Source organism: Lentibacter algarum (genome assembly GCF_018860975.1).
Classification (GTDB): Bacteria; Pseudomonadota; Alphaproteobacteria; order Rhodobacterales; family Rhodobacteraceae; genus Lentibacter; species Lentibacter algarum_A.
Genome location: NZ_JAHKQI010000003.1, coordinates 153,694 through 171,372, shown reverse-complemented (window position 1 = coordinate 171,372; position 17,679 = coordinate 153,694). Strand labels below are relative to the sequence as shown.

At 57.3% G+C, this 17,679-nt stretch carries 20 protein-coding genes; 10 read left to right on the top strand and 10 right to left on the bottom strand.

Annotation, left to right across the window (positions count from 1 at the left end; all coding sequences use genetic code 11):
- Position 1: 1 nt before the first annotated feature.
- From KO498_RS03555 to KO498_RS03545, 3 genes are read right to left on the bottom strand one after another with little or no spacing between them, the layout of a single operon-like run.
- Complete coding sequence (locus tag KO498_RS03555) at positions 2 to 838, bottom strand: inositol monophosphatase family protein (RefSeq protein WP_215958500.1); 837 nt, start codon at positions 836 to 838, stop codon at positions 2 to 4.
- Between the two features lie 4 nt (positions 839 to 842).
- Positions 843 to 3,371 (bottom strand): ABC transporter permease, encoded by a 2,529-nt coding sequence (locus KO498_RS03550; protein ID WP_215958499.1) that lies wholly within the window; start codon positions 3,369 to 3,371, stop codon positions 843 to 845.
- Positions 3,368 to 4,045 carry an ABC transporter ATP-binding protein gene (locus tag KO498_RS03545; protein ID WP_215958498.1) on the bottom strand — a complete coding sequence of 226 codons (678 nt, stop codon included), beginning with the start codon at positions 4,043 to 4,045 and terminating at the stop codon, positions 3,368 to 3,370. Before KO498_RS03545 ends, KO498_RS03550 begins: the two co-directional genes overlap by 4 nt.
- Position 4,046: 1 nt before the next feature.
- Between KO498_RS03545 and KO498_RS03540 the strand changes: the two genes are divergently transcribed.
- On the top strand, positions 4,047 to 4,742 hold the full coding sequence (locus KO498_RS03540; protein WP_354667613.1) for an arylesterase: 696 nt from the start codon (positions 4,047 to 4,049) through the stop codon (positions 4,740 to 4,742).
- 2 nt (positions 4,743 to 4,744) lie between these two features.
- Here the strand turns inward: KO498_RS03540 and KO498_RS03535 are convergent, their stop codons facing one another.
- Positions 4,745 to 4,948 carry a hypothetical protein gene (locus tag KO498_RS03535; RefSeq protein ID WP_215958497.1) on the bottom strand — a complete coding sequence of 68 codons (204 nt, stop codon included), beginning with the start codon at positions 4,946 to 4,948 and terminating at the stop codon, positions 4,745 to 4,747.
- 167 nt (positions 4,949 to 5,115) lie between these two features.
- On the opposite strand from KO498_RS03535, the gene KO498_RS03530 reads away from it, so the two are divergent.
- The gene (locus KO498_RS03530) at positions 5,116 to 5,511 is read left to right on the top strand and encodes an acyl-CoA thioesterase (protein WP_252731251.1); all 396 of its coding nucleotides are present in this window, start codon (positions 5,116 to 5,118) and stop codon (positions 5,509 to 5,511) included.
- Here KO498_RS03530 and KO498_RS03525 read toward each other — a convergent pair.
- Entirely contained in the window at positions 5,508 to 5,855 is a 348-nt protein-coding gene (locus KO498_RS03525) for a RidA family protein (protein ID WP_215958495.1), read from the bottom strand. The genes KO498_RS03530 and KO498_RS03525 overlap by 4 nt on opposite strands.
- Positions 5,856 to 5,992: 137 nt before the next feature.
- On the opposite strand from KO498_RS03525, the gene KO498_RS03520 reads away from it, so the two are divergent.
- Complete coding sequence (locus KO498_RS03520) at positions 5,993 to 6,232, top strand: hypothetical protein (RefSeq protein ID WP_215958494.1); 240 nt, start codon at positions 5,993 to 5,995, stop codon at positions 6,230 to 6,232.
- 67 nt (positions 6,233 to 6,299) lie between these two features.
- Here the strand turns inward: KO498_RS03520 and KO498_RS03515 are convergent, their stop codons facing one another.
- Entirely contained in the window at positions 6,300 to 6,506 is a 207-nt protein-coding gene (locus tag KO498_RS03515; RefSeq protein WP_215958493.1) for a cold-shock protein, read from the bottom strand.
- Between the two features lie 530 nt (positions 6,507 to 7,036).
- On the opposite strand from KO498_RS03515, the gene KO498_RS03510 reads away from it, so the two are divergent.
- The gene (locus KO498_RS03510) at positions 7,037 to 7,570 is read left to right on the top strand and encodes a peroxiredoxin (RefSeq protein WP_215958492.1); all 534 of its coding nucleotides are present in this window, start codon (positions 7,037 to 7,039) and stop codon (positions 7,568 to 7,570) included.
- Between the two features lie 111 nt (positions 7,571 to 7,681).
- Here KO498_RS03510 and KO498_RS03505 read toward each other — a convergent pair whose 3' ends face one another.
- Together KO498_RS03505 and ettA are read right to left on the bottom strand one after the other, a co-directional pair.
- Positions 7,682 to 8,035: a hypothetical protein gene (locus KO498_RS03505; RefSeq protein WP_215958491.1), complete on the bottom strand. Its 354-nt coding sequence runs from the start codon at positions 8,033 to 8,035 to the stop codon at positions 7,682 to 7,684.
- Positions 8,036 to 8,446: 411 nt separating this feature from the next.
- Entirely contained in the window at positions 8,447 to 10,102 is a 1,656-nt protein-coding gene (gene ettA, locus KO498_RS03500) for an energy-dependent translational throttle protein EttA (protein WP_215958490.1), read from the bottom strand.
- Positions 10,103 to 10,661: 559 nt separating this feature from the next.
- On the opposite strand from ettA, the gene KO498_RS03495 reads away from it, so the two are divergent.
- The 3 genes from KO498_RS03495 to KO498_RS03485 all read left to right on the top strand — a co-directional run bounded on the left by KO498_RS03495 (position 10,662) and on the right by KO498_RS03485 (position 13,793).
- Complete coding sequence (locus KO498_RS03495; protein WP_215958489.1) at positions 10,662 to 11,276, top strand: nicotinate-nucleotide adenylyltransferase; 615 nt, start codon at positions 10,662 to 10,664, stop codon at positions 11,274 to 11,276.
- Between the two features lie 55 nt (positions 11,277 to 11,331).
- Entirely contained in the window at positions 11,332 to 12,855 is a 1,524-nt protein-coding gene (dacB, locus tag KO498_RS03490; RefSeq protein ID WP_215958488.1) for a D-alanyl-D-alanine carboxypeptidase/D-alanyl-D-alanine endopeptidase, read from the top strand.
- Positions 12,856 to 13,187: 332 nt separating this feature from the next.
- On the top strand, positions 13,188 to 13,793 hold the full coding sequence (locus KO498_RS03485) for a methyltransferase family protein (protein ID WP_252731250.1): 606 nt from the start codon (positions 13,188 to 13,190) through the stop codon (positions 13,791 to 13,793).
- Between the two features lie 5 nt (positions 13,794 to 13,798).
- Here the strand turns inward: KO498_RS03485 and KO498_RS03480 are convergent, their stop codons facing one another.
- Positions 13,799 to 14,224 (bottom strand): tellurite resistance TerB family protein, encoded by a 426-nt coding sequence (locus KO498_RS03480; RefSeq protein ID WP_215958486.1) that lies wholly within the window; start codon positions 14,222 to 14,224, stop codon positions 13,799 to 13,801.
- 119 nt (positions 14,225 to 14,343) lie between these two features.
- Here KO498_RS03480 and KO498_RS03475 point away from each other — a divergent pair, with 119 nt between their 5' ends.
- The 3 genes from KO498_RS03475 (at position 14,344) to KO498_RS03465 (ending at position 17,213) form a co-directional block, all read left to right on the top strand.
- Entirely contained in the window at positions 14,344 to 15,987 is a 1,644-nt protein-coding gene (locus KO498_RS03475; protein WP_215958485.1) for a lysine--tRNA ligase, read from the top strand.
- Positions 15,984 to 16,733, top strand: coding sequence for a DUF4336 domain-containing protein (locus KO498_RS03470; RefSeq protein WP_215958484.1), 750 nt, complete (start codon positions 15,984 to 15,986; stop codon positions 16,731 to 16,733). The genes KO498_RS03475 and KO498_RS03470 overlap by 4 nt, the downstream gene beginning before the upstream one ends.
- 63 nt (positions 16,734 to 16,796) lie before the next feature.
- The gene (locus KO498_RS03465; protein ID WP_252731249.1) at positions 16,797 to 17,213 is read left to right on the top strand and encodes a DUF4864 domain-containing protein; all 417 of its coding nucleotides are present in this window, start codon (positions 16,797 to 16,799) and stop codon (positions 17,211 to 17,213) included.
- Here the strand turns inward: KO498_RS03465 and KO498_RS03460 are convergent.
- A complete protein-coding gene (locus tag KO498_RS03460) occupies positions 17,188 to 17,679 on the bottom strand; it encodes a DUF2244 domain-containing protein (protein ID WP_215958483.1) in 492 nt (163 codons plus the stop codon). The genes KO498_RS03465 and KO498_RS03460 overlap by 26 nt on opposite strands.

The window sequence follows — 17,679 nt, the reverse complement described above, 5'->3', positions numbered from 1 at the left end:
CCTAAAGCAGGATTGGCGCGAATTTTGTATGAAGTTCGCGCCAGACTTCCTCGCAGGAGGCGACGAGCAATGGGCCTTCTTGCAGGTTCGCAGAATAGGCGGAACCGTCCAGCATCCGCGCGACACCGCCTGCCTGTTGGCAGAGCAAGACACCGGCCGCATGATCCCAAGGTGTCATGCAGGTCGAAAGCACAAAATCAACATGCCCCTGCGCGATCAGACGGTATTCATGCGCCGAGCAACGCAGGCTGCCGGGCTGGCCGATCAAGGGGAAAAGCGCGGCGATGGCGGGTTGCTTTTCTGGCGGCATGAGCTTGAGATGAATGTAACCCGAGAGTTGATCTAGCGGCTTGGCGGAAGCAGTTTTGACTGTGTGTTCAGACCCTTGTGAGTTTTGAAACGCAGCTTGTTCAGTGGTATTTGCCCAGACCAGATCATCACCGATCGGATCATAGATTAGCCCCATCGTTGGCGCCCCGAAATGCGTTGCGGCAAGAATTGTGCCGAAGGTCGCAAGACCGCGGGCAAAGTTCCATGTGCCATCGACGGGATCAACCAGAAAGGCCAGTGGTGCGTCGGGCAGTGCATCGCGGATGCTGTTGTCGGCGGCAACGGCCTCTTCGCCCACAACAAGCGCCTCGGGATAGGCGGCATGCAGCGCGGCGGTTATGGCCTTCTCGGCGCGCGTGTCGGCTTCGGTGACAAGGTCGAAGGCACCGGATTTGGTGAGAATGTCGCCCGCATCAAGTTTGCGAAAGCGTGGCAGGATTTCCTGACGGGCGGTTTCGCGAAGAACTGACGTTAGATGGGTGATCTCGGTGTTTGAAAATTCATGCATGGGGCTAACTCTGATGTCGTAAAATGCTGGCGGGGCGGGTGCGCAAAGCCCGCAGGGAAAAGCCGGTGTTGGCGGCGAGGTTGGCGATAACTCCGCAAGCAAGGATGAGGGCAGCTTGCGGCCAGATGACGTTAAAGGAGCTTTCAAACAGGTAGTGCGCTACGGCCCAGGCAGCAATGATGCCGGCGATGAGGGCGATGAGGGCTGCGAAAGCTCCAAGCAGGGCAGCGCGGATGAGAAACGACATAAGCACGGCACGGCGGCTTGCGCCAAGGGTTTTGAGAATTGCGGCCTCGCGGGCGCGGGCCGCAGCACTGGCTCCGGCAGCTCCGATCAGCACTACGAAGCCTGACAGGATTGCCGCTGCCGCGCCCCAGCGTGTGGCGGATGCAAGCGCGCCGAGCACCTCGGAGACACGGGTGATCGCGTCACGCACCCTGATTGCGGTGACATTAGGATAGGCGCGTGAAACCTCGTTGAGCAGGGCTGCTTCGGCTGTGACTTCGGCGTAAACCGTGGCGATAAAGCTATGCGGAGCACTGGCCACCGCACCGGGGTTCATTGCCATGATAAAGCCGATGCCTGCGGTCGAAAAATCAACCTCTCGGAAGCTGGTTATTTCGGCGTCAATCGCGCGGCCAAGGATGTTGACAGTGAGCACATCCCCAAGCTTGAGGCCCATCTCTTCGGCCTCTTCGGCTGCAAAGGAAAGCTGCGGCGAACCATTGGCACCTTTGGGCCAGTTCGTGCCAGCGGTGAGTTTCCAAGTCTCTGGCAAAGCGTCATAATATGTTACGCCGCGGTCGCCATCCAGCACCCAGTGATCGCCTGCAATCTCGGCGGCAGGCCTCCCGTTTATCTTTGAAATGATACCGCGCAGCATTGGTGCAGCTTCGATCTTGCGGACACCTTCGCGGGCGGTGAGCATGTCGCGGAGCGGTTGCATTTGGTCTTTCTGAATGTCGATAAAGAAATACGAGGGCGCCACCTTGGGCAGGTTTCCGGTGATGGATGCGCGCAGGTTGCCATCAACTTGGCCGACAGCTGACAAAACCGTGAGGCCCAGGCCAAGCGAGAGGATGGTTGTCAGGGCTTCAGAACCTGCACCGCCTATTGCCGCGAGAGCGAGTTTCAGCATCGGCGAAAGGCGGATGCGTCTTTGCAGCGCGCGTGCGCCGGCACGCACAAGCAGCGCCGTTAGCGCGAGCGCCGCAAGCGATAGGGCAAGTGTGAGAGCGGTATAGGCAGTGAGGCGCAAGCTGCCGGAAAACCACGCCGCGAGGGCCAGAAGCAGGGCAGTGAACACCACACAGGCCAGAAGATAGGGCCAACGCGGCAGCCGGTGTTTGCCGACGTTACTGTCACGAAACAGCGAGGCAGCTCGGGTGTTTTCATGCTGGGACAGGGGCCAAAGCGTGAAGATGACAGCGGTGAGAACGCCATACAGCGCCGCCTCGACAAGCGGTGCAGGGTAGAATGCAAAGCTGGCAGGCACCGGCAATTGAGTGGCGAGCATCGGCCCGAGCAGAAGCGGTAACGCCGCGCCAGCGAGCAGGCCGAGACAGATGCCAACCAAGGCCAGCGCCCCGATCTGTAGCCCGTAGCTTATAAAGATCAGCCGTCGCTCGGCCCCGAGGCTGCGCAGGGTCGCAATGACACGGGTTTTGCGCGCCAGATAGGCCTGAGTTGCCATCGAAACGCCGATGCCACCCATAGCGAGGCCTGAAAAGCCTACGAGCACCAAGAACGCGCCGATGCGCTCGATAAACCCCGCAGCAGCAGGGGCCGCATTGCGCGCGTCAGACCAGCGCAAACCTGCGTCGGGTAGAGCCGTTTCAAGCTTGAGCTGAAGGGCATCCAGATCAGTTCCCGCCGGTAGCTTGAGACGATAAGAGCTGTTGAAAAGCGTGCCCGATTTCAGCAGGCCCGCGCTTTCAAGCGCGCTGCGGTAGGTGAGAGTTCGGGGGCCGAGGGTGATGCCGCTGGCGACGCTGTCAGGCTCGCGCATCAGCGCGGCCGTGAGACGGAACTGCCCTTCTCCGAGCCCAAAACTATCGCCGATTTTCAGGCCGAGACGGGCGATCAGGGCCGGGTCCATCACCGCGCCGTTCAGGCCCTCTTGCGGGGCAAGGGCCTGCGCGAGTTTTATCGGCGGATCAAGAAGCACTTCGCCTGTCAGCGGGTAGGCTGTATCGACAGCTTTGATCTGCGTCAGAAGACGTTGCTCGCCGGATGCCGCGAGCGAGCGAAAGTCAGCAATTTCAGAGAGTTGATCAGAGTTTTCTTCGAGTATGTTGCGCTCTGACGGATTGGCAAAACGATATGTCAGCGAGACTTGCGCGTCGCCGCCCAACAGGATTGCACCATTGTCGCTTAGCCCGCGTTCAAGGGCCATGCGCAGGCTGCCGATTGCCGCGATTGCAGCGACACCCAACGCCAAGCAAAGCACCAGAACGCCGAAGCCTTTTAGGCCTCCAGCCAGTTCGCGCCGGGCAAGACGTAAACCCATGAGAACATCGGTCTTTAGGCTCATCCAGCAGCCTCGATGCGCCCGTCTTTTAGCTGCACGATACGCGCGCAACGTTCTGCCAGATCAGTGTCGTGGGTGACCAGCACCAGCGTTGTCTGGTGGGCCTCGCAGAGCTTGAAAATCAGGTCGGCAACTTCGGCACCGGTGGTGCTGTCAAGGTTGCCAGTTGGCTCGTCGGCCAGCAATATTCCCGGCCGTGGCACCAATGCGCGGGCCAGAGCCACACGTTGTTGCTCGCCACCGGAGAGTTGGGAGGGGTAATGCGCCGCGCGGTGCTCCAGGCCAACCGAGGCCAGCTCGGCTGTGGCGCGTTGAGCAGCGTCTGTGACGCCTGCAAGCTCGAGCGGTAGGGCAACGTTCTCATGCGCGGTGAGCGTGGGAATGAGGTGAAACGACTGGAAAACAATGCCCATATGCGCGCGACGGAACCGCGCGAGGGCGTCTTCATCGAGCTTGCCAAGATCGTGCTCAAGCGCTTGCACGCGACCTGAGGTTGCGCGTTCCAGCCCGCCCATGAGCATCAGCAGTGAAGACTTGCCCGAGCCTGACGGGCCAACCAACGCAAGAGTTTCACGCGGCTTTACATCTAGGCAAATGCCGTGAAGTATCGTGGTGAGGCCGGCGTTGCCAGCCAATGCGAGGCCAACATCTGAAAGCGAAAGAACGGGAGATGTCATAGTGGGTTTTCCAGTTGTCAGCGTGCCTAACCGATATGGGTTATGGGCGGGGCTGTGCAAGGCAATTGCGCTGGTTTTAGCGATGTCAGGCGCATTGAAAGCCGATGAACTGCGTGTATTGGCTTTTGGAGACAGCTTGACACAGGGTTACGGCTTGCCTGAGGCAGAGGGATTTGTGCCGCAGCTTGAAAGCTGGTTAACCGCTCATGGGCAAGATGTGAGCGTGGTTAACGGCGGCGTGTCGGGTGACACAACCGCAGGCGGTGCCGCGCGTATCGAGTGGAGCTTGAGCGACGATATAGATGCGTTGATCGTCACGCTCGGCGGCAATGACATGCTACGCGGACTGCCAGCAGAGCAGGCGCGGGCCAACCTTGAAGCGATATTGCAGATCGCGCAGGGAAAGAAAGTGCCGGTGATGCTGATCGGAATGGACGCACCGCTGAACTACGGAAAGGCCTATAAGCAAGCCTTCGAGGGGCTATATCCGGAGTTGGCCGAAGCCCATAGCTTGGCATTTGTCGCGAGCTTTATGGCACCGCTCGGAGCAACGCCGAGTGAGGCGTTGGCGTGGATGCAAAGCGATGGCGTGCATCCGAATGCCGAAGGTGTAGAAATGATTGTGGCAGAGCTTGGGCCAGAAGTTCTGGCATTTCTCAAGACAGTTGAAGCGCCTGAAGTTGAAACCGGAGGGTAAGCTTAGTTCTTTGATCCGGCCATTTGGCGTATGTCTTCGTTTTGCATCTGGGCAATGGTGGTAAGAGCCGAAAGGGCTGTTGGCGCGAGTGCTGCGAAGAAATACACTGACAGGGCTGCGGAGAGGCTGATACCAAATGCGAAGAACCCGACGCTGGCGATGAGCGCCCCGACAATGCTGCCAACCATAAGTGCTGCAATGATCATTTTTTTCTTCCCAGTTTATCCGTTCTTCCCAAAGTCACCCGACAATAAGGCAGGAGTGTGGCGGCTATAGGGAAAACCGCGGGCGCTCCGGCGACTTGTATCTGGCACTTTTTACAGCCTATGCTCTAATACTTACTAAAGTGTGAACCGTCGGTATGGAGCCGCAGATGAGCGAAGAAAAACCCCAAGGTGAAGCCACATTACGCACGGTTGCAATGCCTGCCGATGTAAATGTGAACGGCGATATTTTCGGGGGTTGGGTCCTTGCGCAAATGGATATCGCCAGCGGAATTGTCGCAGCGGAGTGTGCGCAGGGGCGTGTCACGACTGTCGCGGTTGACGCGATGAAGTTTATCCGCCCTGTGCAAGTAGGAGATATATTGAGCGTTTATGCATGCTTAGAGAGCGTCGGGCGCACGTCTATGGCTGTCGGGCTTGAGGCTTGGGCGTTGCGGAGACTGGGCGGTGAACTCCAAAAAGTCACCGAAGGGCGCTTTACCTACGTGGCGATCGACGCTGAAGGCCGGCCGCGCCCGGTTCCACAACCGGCCCCGAAAGCTTAACGCGCCGCCGTGACCAGAAGCTCGACTTTGAAGTCGGGTGTTGCCAGTTTGGCTTCGCCACAGGCGCGGGCAGGGGCATGGCCTTCGGCAACCCAAGCGTCCCACACCGCGTTCATAGCAGCGAAGTCGGCCATGTCGGCAAGCCAGATTGTGCATTGCAGGATCTTGGTCTTGTCCGAGCCAACCTCAGCCAGCAATTTATCAACCTTTTCAAGGCAGTCGGCAGTTTGCGCGGCAACGTCATGTGCCGGATCTCCGACTTGGCCTGCGAGATAAATGGTGTCGCCATGGGTGACGATCTGACTCATGCGCTGTCTGGTGTGATGACGGGTGATCTCGGCCATTGCGGGCTCCTGTTTTGCGGTTTCACGGCAGTCTAGGGGAGGGGCTCATAGATGGGAAGAGCGCGCGGGCTTTCCCCTGAAATAACGAACACGAATACGCTACTCATGGGGGACGTCACACATGGGGGAAGACAAAAATGCTGAAGAATTTACTCGCCAAGATGACCAAATCACCTGCGGAGACGCAGCGCCAGACAGTTGAGCGCGCCTTGGCAGAGATCAATGCAGTGATGGGGGACATGGACGTGAAACCGAAGCTGAGTTTTGTGCCGGATACGGGCGAGATCAGCCTTGAGTTGCCGGAGCAAATGCCTGATGAGGCGCTCGCGTTGCCTGCTCCTGGTTTGGAAGCGGAGCCCGAGAAGAAAGCAGCTTAATCGGTTGCTTTAAAACGAAAAAGGCGCGCCCAAATGAGCGCGCCTTTTAAGTGTTCTGCAATCGGGCTTAGAGAAGCGCGATGTTTGAAGCAGCTTCACGGCCGTCGCGGCCTGGTTCGATGTCGAAGCTTACTTTTTGGTTGTCGGCCAAGCCTGTGAGGCCGGCGCGTTCAACTGCTGAGATGTGAACAAACACATCTTTGTCGCCACCGTCTGGTGCGATAAAGCCGAAGCCTTTAGTTGAGTTGAACCATTTTACTGTGCCAGTAGCCATCAGTATTTTCCTTCTTTTGTGCTGCCCGCGGTAGTGCGGCAGCCCGGCGTAGTCACGTAACGTTCGAAGTCTGTGAGCCGGTAGTCGGAAAACAGGTGGTCGAGTCGAAGATCGTAGGCAATGCTGATATGGCAGTCTTGGTGATTCTTTTCAAGGCCTTGTTGGGATGGGCCTTTTAACAGCAGGCTTCCGCCGAGCGCCTTTTGGTTGCGTTAACCATTTCCCACTCGCCAAACCGGCCTGCACAACCCGTGCATATAGCAGTGCATACCACAGTGCATAATGCGTGCTGACAGTTTTGAGACCCAAAAAGTGTTAACGAAGATGCCACGCTAGCGGCGATTGCTGCAGCCTTTGTCTGCTCATTTATTAGGTAGATGGGGCAGAAAAGAACAGAACGCAGCAGCCGGACTGCGGCAAAATGAAGTGCATTCCGCTTTGGAATTGCACCAGTTTTAGAATCATTATAAGCGAAAAATACCGCCCGATCGGGGTGATATTGCGTAAAAATTCAATGAGGAAACCGAGCGATGAAATCAGGTGTTAAGCTGCCAGACGTAACCTTCAAAACCCGCGTGCGCGACGAGAGCATCGAAGGGCCAAACCCCTACCGTTGGGAAGACAAGACGACCGCCGACTACTTCGCCGGCAAACGTGTTGTGCTGTTCTCGCTGCCGGGCGCTTTCACGCCGACTTGCTCGACATACCAACTGCCCGGTTTCGAGAAAGGCTATGCCGCCTTCAAAGACGCGGGCATCGACGAGATCTATTGCCTGTCGGTGAACGATGCGTTTGTGATGAACAAATGGGCCGAGAGCCAAGGGCTGAAAAACGTCAAAGTCATCCCTGATGGCTCGGGCACGTTCACCCGCAAAATGGGCATGCTTGTCGATAAGGACAACCTCGGCTTTGGCCTGCGCTCATGGCGCTATGCGGCGATCGTCAAGGACGGTGTTGTTGAGCAGTGGTTCGAAGAGCCCGGCCTCGCCGACAACCACGCGGAAGACCCATACGGTGTGTCTTCGCCCGAGAACGTGATGAAAGCGCTGAGCGTTCCTGCTTAAGGGATTTGATCTGAGAGATTGGAAAGGGCCTGCCTGTGAGGGTGGGCCCTTTTTTGTTGTGGGGGGAACCTTAAGTGTTCCGCCCGTGGAACTACGGGCTGCGCCGATGGACTATTTACAAACGGCCGTGGGAACGCCGCGGCCTTTTATGGTGATCAAGCCTTTTCCGTCGACGGAAACGCTCCGCGGTGCATTGGACGAACCTTGAACAAGCTTGCCTTTTTTCGTGCTGCGATAACTGTTTGAGAATTTTTGGCCGCCAACAGTTGCCTTGTATTTGATGCGGCCTTTCGCATCAGCCTTGCTGAAATCGATCGTTACAGGCCGGCCTTCAGATGTGCAGCTAAGGGACTTTCCACTTAGCAAGGCGAGCGCTTCGGGAGCTGCCAGATCTTTGGCAAAGAGCGCGCTGCCAAGTGAAACAGACGTGAGAGTAACGATAGCGAAAACTGCTTTGGTTGTCATTTATTCCATCCTGAAATTTGTAAATCGCACGTCGAGGGTGAACCATTTCCTTGTTGAGTTCAACGGTGATAGCGCGACATTGCGTTCCACGTTTTTGCAACTGTCGGCTTACAAACTTATGCGCAATAGCAGCCAAAGGCTGCCCGCATATCGACGGGCCACCCCTTGGCACGGCGATTTGGTGAAGCTTGTGCGCGACGGTGAGGGCTTACGGGCTTGGCAAGGATAAAGCATCAGGTAGCTGGCGGCGGGTCGCCATGCCGTGGCCCGTCGATTTGCTTTTGGGGTGCCTCAAGCCAAGAGGGCGCGCGAACAGCGAGTTGCACCCCTTGGCTCGGCGAGGCCGAGCAGCCCCCGACCGCCCCCATGGGCGGGGGCTTTACCCCCACCCGCGGTCTGGGGCCGCTCTTTTTATCTGCTGAACTTCTTGTGTTTCAAGCGTTTGGGTTCGAGTGCATCAGCACCAAGACGACGCTTCTTGTCTTCCTCATAATCCGCGAAGTTGCCTTCGAACCACTCGACATGCGCTTCGCCTTCAAAGGCGAGCATGTGGGTGCAGATACGGTCGAGGAAGAAGCGGTCGTGGGAGATGACCACGGCGCAGCCGGCGAATTCGGTTAGGGCGTCTTCGAGGGCGCGGAGCGTTTCAACGTCAAGGTCGTTTGTCGGTTCATCGAGGAGCAGCACGTTGCCGCCTTCCTTGAGCAGCCGAGCCATGTGGACGCGGTTGCGCTCGCCGCCTGACAACAGCGAGAGCTTTTTCTGCTGGTCGCCGCCTTTGAAGTTGAACGCGGAGCAATAGGCGCGCGAGTTCACTTCGGCGTCACCGAGCACGATGATGTCGTTGCCGCCGGAGATCGCCTCCCAGACGGTGGCGTTGTCGTCGAGGTCGTCGCGGGACTGGTCAACATAGGAAAGATCAACCGTGTCGCCATAGGTGACAGTGCCTTCGTCGGGCTTTTCCTGACCTGTAAACATTTTGAACAGCGTTGATTTACCGGCGCCGTTGGGGCCGATGACACCAACGATGCCGCCCGGTGGGAGGGAGAACGTCAGGTCTTCAACCAAGAGCTTGTCGCCCATCGCTTTTTTGAGGCCCTCAACTTCAATGACCTTGTCACCAAGGCGCGGGCCATTGGGGATAACGATCTGGGCACGCGAGAGCTTTTCGCGCTCGGACTGGCCTGCGAGATCGTTGTAGGCGTTGATCCGGGCCTTTTGCTTGGCTTGGCGGGCTTTCTGGCCCTGGCGCATCCACTCAAGCTCGCGCTCAAGCGTCTTTTGCTTTGACTTGTCGTCCTTGGCTTCGCGCTCAAGGCGCTTGGCTTTTTGCTCGAGCCACGCAGAATAGTTGCCCTCGTAGGGAATGCCGCGGCCACGGTCGAGTTCAAGTATCCAGCTGGTGATATCATCAAGGAAGTAGCGGTCGTGGGTGACGCAAAGGATGGTGCCTTTGTAGTCCATCAGGTGCTGCTGGAGCCATGCGATCGTCTCGGCGTCAAGGTGGTTTGTCGGTTCATCGAGCAAGAGCATGTCAGGCGCTTCGAGCAGCAGTTTGCAAAGGGCAACGCGGCGGGCTTCACCGCCAGAGAGGCTTTTCACATCCGCGTCGTCGGGGGGGCAGCGCAGGGCTTCCATCGCCACGTCGATCTGGCTGTCGAGATCCCAGAGGTTCTCGGCGTCGATCTGGTCTTGCAGCGAAGCCATCTCTTCGGCGGTTTCGTCGGAGTAGTTCATCGCCAGATCATTGTAGCGGTCGAGCTTGGCCTTTTTGGCCGCCACGCCGAGCATCACGTTGCCGCGCACATCAAGCGTTTCGTCAAGCTTTGGCTCCTGCGGAAGGTAGCCAACCTTGGCGCCCTCGGCGTGCCATGCTTCACCGGTGAACTCGGTGTCGAGCCCCGCCATGATCTTCATCAGGGTTGATTTACCCGAGCCGTTGACACCCACGACACCGATTTTGACACCGGGGAGGAAGTTCAGGTGGATGTTTTCAAAACACTTCTTGCCGCCTGGATATGTCTTTGAGACACCCTGCATGTGGTAAACGTATTGGTAAGCAGCCATTGGAGACCTCGTCTGATGGGTGTGAAACTGTTGACGGGTGATAGCCTTTGGCGGGCGCGGGGGCAATGGACGCTTATGAAGTTTTAGCCTTGTAAGGTGCCAACTGAGTGCGCAATCTAGAGTGGTGTACTGGTTTGGAGAATTTTTTTGGCACTAATTCGTAAATTCATTGCCGAAAATCCAGACGTTGCTGCAAAAATCTTTTGAAAATTCATTGATTGGTTTGCAGCGAGTTTTTGAAATTTCAATTCGGCATAACGTTCCGTCGCTGGGTAACGTCAGCTCTCTTGCGGAACAGCTTACAGGCATGCGGGATTAAATTGCGGCTCTTTCACCAATCAACGATCAGCTCATCGAAGCCCTTGTAGCTTGGTCCGATGACGGTGATATCGGGTTGCACAAGCTACGACTTCAAGCTTTGCTTAGAGATATGAACCATTTTGTTGCTCAAGCTTGTGCTCTAGCAGACGAAGTGAAGAACGAGCTTCTCGAGCGTAGCTAGGTAGCCCAAGAAACTAGCCGCGTTGACTTAAGCGCGTTGTCTGGCGAAAACGGGCGTATGAAACACGGGATGCCATATGTGCCGGAAGGCCGCGTGATCGGGCTGTTGGGCGGATCGTTTGATCCGGCGCATGCGGGGCATGTGCATATCACCCGCGAGGCGCTCAAGCGGTTCGGGCTTGATGAGGTTTGGTGGCTGGTGAGCCCCGGCAACCCGTTGAAAGCGCGAGGGCCAGCGGGGTTTGAGCGGCGGATGAAACGGGCGCGGGAGGTGATGCAGCACCCGCGGGTGCGGATTTCCGATTTTGAGCAGCGCAGTGGGACGCGGTATACGGCCGAGACAATAAAGGCGTTGATCGTGGCTTATCCGCAGGCGCGGTTTGTCTGGCTGATGGGAGCGGACAATCTTGTGCAGTTTGCGCAGTGGCAAGATTGGCAATGGATCATGGAGACGGTGCCGGTTGGGGTGCTCGCGCGGCCCGGGCAGCGCGGTGCCGCGCGAGGGGCTAAGGCTGCCGAGGCCTATAAGCGCTATCAGATGCGCGCATCAAGGGCGGGTTTGCTTGGCCGTTCAGAGGCGCCTGCGTGGTGCTTTGTGAATGTGCCGATGGTCGATTTGTCCTCAAGCCAGATCAGACAGAGCGGCAATTGGCCGAACGACAAGAAAGGCTGACAAGTTACGCGTTTGTGTGCTTGCCGAGCTTGTAGGGATGCGCTTAAATCAGCTGATGAAGTATAGGTTTTCAAAACGGCTTTTTCTAAGCGGTGTGGCGTCTTTGATCGGCGCTGCGGCGGCTGCAAAAGCCCCTGCACGCAGTTTGCGGCCGCAGATGCGGCCCGGTGGTGGCGGTGCAGCGCGGGGCGCAGCGCAAGCGAAGTCGGCTGCACCAGCCGCGCCAAAGATCACCAGTGCGGCGGAGTTGATCAAGCAAGCCAAGCTTGGCGGGCGTGTCGGATTTGCTGTGGCGGATGCCAAGACGGGGCTGATCCTGGAGAGCGGCAACGGCAGCAAAGGCCAACCACCTGCAAGTGTGACCAAAGCCGTGACAGCACTGTATGCGCTGGATGTGCTTGGCAACGGGCACCGGTTTTTTACGGAGTTGCACGCTGTCGGCAAGATAAGCGGCGGAGTGCTGAAGGGTGACCTTGTGCTCAAGGGCGGGGGCGATCCGACGCTGAGCACCGACAGGCTGGCACTCCTTGCGGCCTCGCTCAAAAAGTCCGGTGTTAAAGAGGTGCGCGGTAAGTTTATTGTTGATGGAACAAATCTTCCGCAGATTGACAGAATCGACAAGGACCAGCCTGATCATGTTGGATATAATCCTGCGATTTCAGGGATTTGCCTTAACTACAACCGCGTGCACTTTGAGTGGAAAAACACCGGCGGCAAGTGGGCGACGACGATGGATGCGCGTTCGGCCAAATACCGGCCGGAAGTGAGCTTTGCCACGGTGCGGATCGCCGCGCGCGAGCAGCCGGTTTACACCTATCAAAGCAAGGGCGGCAAAGACATCTGGACCGTCGCGCAGGGCGCGCTTGGCAAAGGTGGCTCGCGCTGGCTTCCGGTGCGCCAACCGGAGATTTACGCAGGCGAGGTGTTTCGAACATTTGCCCGCTCACAGGGCATCGTGCTGAAAGCGCCGCAAACTGACAAGGGGCGCGCGGGCACGGTGATCGCGCGTCAGCAAAGCGTCGAGCTGCGCAAAATTTGCCAGGGGTTCCTGAAGTATTCCAACAACCTGACAGCCGAGATGGTCGGCCTCGCAGCGACAAAGGCTCGCAAGGGGAAGGTTGCCTCGGTGAAGGCGAGCGCCAGCGAGATGAACCGCTGGGCCGGCGCAAAGCTGGGCATGAAGCAGAGCAAGTTTGTCGATCACTCGGGGCTTGGCGATGCCTCAAGAGCTACGGCGAAAGACATGGCTTTGGCGCTGGTCAAGGCGCGGGGTGTGATTGCGCCGATTCTGAAGCCGATCGCCATGCGAAACAAAGACGGCAAGGTGAACAAAAATCACCCGATAAAGGTGAACGCCAAAACCGGCACGCTCAACTTTGTTTCGGCCTTGGCGGGGTATGCACGTGCGGCAGACGGCACGGTGATGAGCTTTGCCATTTTCGCCGCCGACACCGACAAACGCGCCAAGATCAAACGCGGAGACCGCGATCGCCCGCAAGGCACGCGAAGCTGGAACGGCCGCGCCAAAGGGCTGCAGCAAAGGCTGATTGAACGCTGGGGCGCGCTCTACGGCAGTTGAGCAAAAGCGTTTGCCACATGTTAAAGGCGAGATGGTTTATCAGTCGCTGATCACAACCCTCATGTTTCTGAGCCCGACATTGCGCGTCATCTTGAAAAGCACCGCGGTGTCCACTTGCCTTTGCGGGCTGTCGACACCTGCTAAATGTAGCATGTGCTTGCCGTTCGAGTAGACACGCAAGGGTTTTTCTTACTTTTTTAATGTCTGCCCTGAGTGAAGAAACGGCTGCAATCCGCTCTTGAAAAAGAATGCGCTGGTTTGGGGCGGCGTTCGGGCTTAAGCCGTCTGCACAATAGAAGAAGGGAATACTCGTGAACTCTGCAGTAAAACCCATGAATCAGAAAATCCGTATCTATGCTTTGAGAGTATATTTTATTGTCGCTATGGCGGCAGTGATTTTCACCCAGTCGGAATGGCAAGCTCTGGAAGGGATATGGGAGCTCCCGTTTGAGATCATTGAAGTGACAGGTATACTGCTGGTGGTTGCCGGAGTTCTCGGACGGTTCTGGGCTATTCTCTATATTGGTGGACGCAAGAACCAAGAGGTGATGCAGTTCGGGCCGTATTCGATCTGCCGTCATCCGTTGTATTTATTCTCAACCCTCGGCGCGCTGGGCTTTGGCCTGATGCTGGGCAGCTTGGTTTTGACGGTGTTGATAGGCGGCGGAATTTACTTGATCCTGTCCATGACAGCTGCGCGAGAAGAGGCATTTCTGAGGGCCGAGTTTGGCACGCAGTACGAGGATTACGCCGCACGTGTGCCGCGCATTTGGCCGAATACAGAGCTTTTCAAAACGCCTCGCACGGCGGTTTTTGACACAGAAACCCTGCGTGGAAACCTGCTTGATGCCTTTGTTTTTCTTGCGTTAATCCCGCTGGCGGAGTTGGTCGAATACATGCATGAAGTGCTGCACTTTCCGACAATCCCGATTTGGTAGCTGCCTCAGAGTGTGAGATGACGCGCACGCGCACCACGTTCGATGCCGGCGGCGTGCAGGCGGTCGATCTCTAGCTCGTAGCGGATCTCTTCGAGGAGGCGCAGCTCTGGCTCGGCCAGGGTTCCGTCAGCAGCAGCCACATCACAGGCCAGAGCATAGGCGGTTTCATAGAGCGTTTCCGGCAGGCTCTCGCGCACAAGGCCAAAGAGGGCATCAAGCCCCTCTTCCTGCTCAAACAGGTCAAACACGGTTTGCGCCGTGCGGTTCATGCGATCAATGTCATATTCGGCGAAAACCGGCAGCATATTGACGGCGCTTTCGATTTTGACCAGCTCGACGGTTCGGATGTTCTCGTCAGAGGCGGAAACCGCGATCATCACGGCAACCAAGCAGTCTTGGGCCGACATCGTGTGTGACAGTGTGGTGTTCATCTGATTGCATCCTATCGCGGTTTTGTTGCAGTGCAGAATATTGACCAAATGCCCGCTTGCCAATAAGAGATGCGGGTTAGGCCTGCGTAATTTGCGCGCGCCTCGTTTGGAGAGAAGACATGTCTGATATGCGCGATGCAGCGATGCAATCAAAAGCCTGGCCCTTTGAAGAAGCGCGCCGGCTGCTCAAACGCTATCAGAAGGGCGCGCCAGAGAAGGGTTATGTGCTGTTTGAGACAGGCTACGGCCCCTCGGGTTTGCCGCATATCGGCACGTTTGGCGAAGTTGCGCGCACCACGATGATCCAACGCGCTTTTGAAGTGATCTCTGATATCCCGACCAAGCTTGTGTGCTTTTCGGATGACCTTGACGGGATGCGCAAAGTGCCGAGCAATGTGCCAAACTCCGAGAGCCTTGAGCCGCACTTGCAACTGCCGCTGACCAAAGTGCCAGACCCGTTTGGCACCCATGAGAGCTTTGGCCACCACAACAACGCCATGCTGCGCCGCTTCCTTGATACCTTCGGGTTCAAGTATGAGTTCTACTCGGCAACCGAGTTTTACGGCACAGGCCAGTTTGACGAAGTGCTCAAGCGCGCGGTTGAAAAGTATGATGAGATCATGGCTGTGATGCTCAAGTCGCTGCGCGAAGAGCGGCGGCAGACTTATTCTATCTTCCTGCCGATGCACCCTGAGACGGGGCGCGTGCTTTATGTGCCGATGAAGTCGGTCAATGCTGCTGATCACACAATCACCTTTGATGATGAGGATGGTCGCGAGTGGACTGTGCCTGTAACCGGCGGCAATGTTAAGTTGCAGTGGAAACCCGACTTTGGCGCCAGATGGGCGGCGCTTGAGGTGGACTTTGAGATGTATGGCAAAGACCACAGCACAAACACGCCGATCTATGACAACATCTGTCGCATCTTGGGCTGGCGCGCGCCGGAGCACTTCTCTTATGAGCTGTTCCTCGACGAGAACGGCCAGAAGATTTCTAAAACGTCCGGCAACGGTGTGTCGATTGATAAGTGGCTGACTTATGCCAGCGCCGAGAGCCTGAGCTACTTCATGTATCTCAAGCCCAAAACCGCCAAGCGCATGCATTTTGATGTGATCCCCAAGGCAATGGACGAATATGCGCAGCAGCTTGCCGCGTATCACAAGCAAGACATCAAAGCGCAGCTCAACAACCCTGTGTGGCATATTCACGGCGGTGATGTTCCGCAGTCGGATATGGTTGTGCCGTTCAGCATGTTGCTCAACTTGGCCTCGGTTGCGAGTGCTGAGGACAAAGACGCGCTTTGGGGGTATATCAACCGCTATGCGCCTGAAGCGAGTGCCGAGAACAACCCGCAACTTGACGCGGCTGCGGGCTATGCTGTGCGCTATTACCAAGACTTCGTTAAGCCTGCGCGGGTGTTCCGTGCGCCGTCTGATCAGGAACGTGCGGCGATGCAAGACCTGGTGCGCGGCTTTAAGGACGGGGCTGTTGCCAAGGCGATGATCGAGCAGAAAAACGCCGCGATGGGCAAGGACGAGCCAGTGGCCGAGCTTGATATGAGCAGCGGCGAAGACTTGCAATCAATCGTTTTTGCTGTCGGCAAGAACCACGGGTTCGAGAACCTGCGCGAGTGGTTTGCCGCGCTTTATGAGGTGCTGATGGGCGCCTCACAAGGCCCGCGCTTTGGCAGCTTTGCCGCGCTTTACGGCGTTGACGAAACCATCACCTTGATCGAGCAGGGGCTTAACGGCGAGTTGGCGTGAAACACACCGGATACGAGCCGCTGAACACGCTAAAGCCACTCGCCGACGACATCTGGCTGATTGATGCGCCGCATGTGAAGTTCTATGGCCTGCCGTTCTCGACACGCTGTGTGGTGGTGCGGTTGGCGAGCGGCGGACTTTGGGTGCATTCGCCGACGATGTTGACAGAGGAGCTCAAGGCCGAGTTGGCCGCACTTGGCCCTGTCGAGCACCTGATTGCGCCGAACTGGATACATTACGTCTCGGTCAAAGACTGGCAAGCGGCTTACCCTGAAGCTGTGGCTTGGGCCGCGCCGGGGGTTGTCGCACGCGCGGCGAGCCGCAATGTGGAGATTGCGTTTGATCATGATCTGGGTGCCGAGGCGGAAGCGGTTTGGGCTGGCGAGATTGGTCAGCTGATTGTGACGGGGAGCAAAGTGCACTCGGAGGCGGTGTTCTTTCATCAAAGCTCATGCACGCTGATCCTGACTGATCTCATAGAGAACTTTGAAGCCAGCAAGATGCCGCTTTGGCTGGGCCCGCTGATGTGGCTTGGCGGGGTTTTGGCGCCCAACGGAGGCATGCCGCGTGACATGCGCGCGAGCTTTGGCAAGCACAAAGACGTGCTGCGCGGGCATATCATGACGATGCTAACATGGGCTCCCGAGCGGGTGATTGTCTCGCATGGGGCATGGTTTGAGCACGACGGTGCAGCAGAATTGCGCCGTGCGTTTGACTGGCTTGGGCTCTCTGAAGAAGGCTCGTAACGGGTTTGTGAGCAGCGATGCCGGTGTTCTCGTCTATGCTCAAAGAGCAGGAGGAGAACGACGATGCGGAAGTTTCTACTGACAATGATACTGGTGTTTGGTTTTGGTATGAGCGTTCAGACCCACACAGCGCAGGCCGATGACGCCGCGATCCAGGAGGTTATCACCGCCCAGATAGACGCATTTAGGGCCGACGACTTGGACAAGGCGTTCTCTTTTGCCAGTCCGATGATCAAAGAGATTTTTGGCACCGCTGACAACTTCGGGCTGATGGTGCGGCAGAGCTATCCTATGGTGTGGCGGCCCGAACGCGTGACGTTTGGTGACAGCCAGACGCAGGGAGCTACAATTTGGCAAAAGGTCTTGTTCCGAGATGCCGAGGGTAAGTTGTTCAAGTTCAACTACGAAATGATCAGGGCCGGCGGCGGCTGGCAAATCAACTCGGTGAGCCCGCTTACACTGCCGGAGTTGTCGGTTTAAGCGCGGTTTTGAGCTCGCCAATGAGCTGCTTGCGTTCGTCTTCCGAGAGGAAGCTTCCGAGTTCAACCTCGCGGCCATTGCCTGCCAGCGTGATATAATGCGGCACGGGGCCGTCTTTGACGTAAATCTGCGCGCGCGCCCAATGAGTGTTGCACTCCCATGTGAGCGGGGGGCCTTTGGGCGGCGTGTGGGTGAGGGTGACTTGTTCGGCTGTGATGTGCAGAACCTCGCGCGCGTCGCCGGTGCGATAGGTGTGCATGAAGGCCCAGTAGAGGCCCGAAAGGGTGAGCAGCACAAAAGGCAGCATCCCCCACAACAGCGATGTGCCGATGAGGCCAAAGAGCGGGATCATGGCGAAAAGGAAGATTGACAGGAACACGATAGCAAAACCGCGAATTGGCAGGCTGCGGTGGGGGCGCAATGTAAGTGTTTCGGCTTTGCTTGTGCGGCTCCAGCTGTATGGCAT

What these genes read in the sequence shown, in the direction of transcription:
- KO498_RS03555 (WP_215958500.1), bottom strand. Translation starts at nt 838, where the DNA reads ATGCATGAATTTTCAAACACCGAGATCACCCATCTAACGTCAGTTCTT.
- KO498_RS03550 (WP_215958499.1), bottom strand. Translation starts at nt 3,371, where the DNA reads ATGAGCCTAAAGACCGATGTTCTCATGGGTTTACGTCTTGCCCGGCGC.
- KO498_RS03545 (WP_215958498.1), bottom strand. Translation starts at nt 4,045, where the DNA reads ATGACATCTCCCGTTCTTTCGCTTTCAGATGTTGGCCTCGCATTGGCT.
- KO498_RS03535 (WP_215958497.1), bottom strand. Translation starts at nt 4,948, where the DNA reads ATGATCATTGCAGCACTTATGGTTGGCAGCATTGTCGGGGCGCTCATC.
- KO498_RS03530 (WP_252731251.1), top strand. Translation starts at nt 5,116, where the DNA reads ATGAGCGAAGAAAAACCCCAAGGTGAAGCCACATTACGCACGGTTGCA.
- KO498_RS03525 (WP_215958495.1), bottom strand. Translation starts at nt 5,855, where the DNA reads ATGGCCGAGATCACCCGTCATCACACCAGACAGCGCATGAGTCAGATC.
- KO498_RS03520 (WP_215958494.1), top strand. Translation starts at nt 5,993, where the DNA reads ATGCTGAAGAATTTACTCGCCAAGATGACCAAATCACCTGCGGAGACG.
- KO498_RS03515 (WP_215958493.1), bottom strand. Translation starts at nt 6,506, where the DNA reads ATGGCTACTGGCACAGTAAAATGGTTCAACTCAACTAAAGGCTTCGGC.
- KO498_RS03510 (WP_215958492.1), top strand. Translation starts at nt 7,037, where the DNA reads ATGAAATCAGGTGTTAAGCTGCCAGACGTAACCTTCAAAACCCGCGTG.
- KO498_RS03505 (WP_215958491.1), bottom strand. Translation starts at nt 8,035, where the DNA reads ATGACAACCAAAGCAGTTTTCGCTATCGTTACTCTCACGTCTGTTTCA.
- ettA (WP_215958490.1), bottom strand. Translation starts at nt 10,102, where the DNA reads ATGGCTGCTTACCAATACGTTTACCACATGCAGGGTGTCTCAAAGACA.
- KO498_RS03495 (WP_215958489.1), top strand. Translation starts at nt 10,662, where the DNA reads ATGAAACACGGGATGCCATATGTGCCGGAAGGCCGCGTGATCGGGCTG.
- dacB (WP_215958488.1), top strand. Translation starts at nt 11,332, where the DNA reads ATGAAGTATAGGTTTTCAAAACGGCTTTTTCTAAGCGGTGTGGCGTCT.
- KO498_RS03485 (WP_252731250.1), top strand. Translation starts at nt 13,188, where the DNA reads ATGAATCAGAAAATCCGTATCTATGCTTTGAGAGTATATTTTATTGTC.
- KO498_RS03480 (WP_215958486.1), bottom strand. Translation starts at nt 14,224, where the DNA reads ATGAACACCACACTGTCACACACGATGTCGGCCCAAGACTGCTTGGTT.
- KO498_RS03475 (WP_215958485.1), top strand. Translation starts at nt 14,344, where the DNA reads ATGTCTGATATGCGCGATGCAGCGATGCAATCAAAAGCCTGGCCCTTT.
- KO498_RS03465 (WP_252731249.1), top strand. Translation starts at nt 16,797, where the DNA reads ATGCGGAAGTTTCTACTGACAATGATACTGGTGTTTGGTTTTGGTATG.
- KO498_RS03460 (WP_215958483.1), bottom strand. Translation starts at nt 17,679, where the DNA reads ATGCCATACAGCTGGAGCCGCACAAGCAAAGCCGAAACACTTACATTG.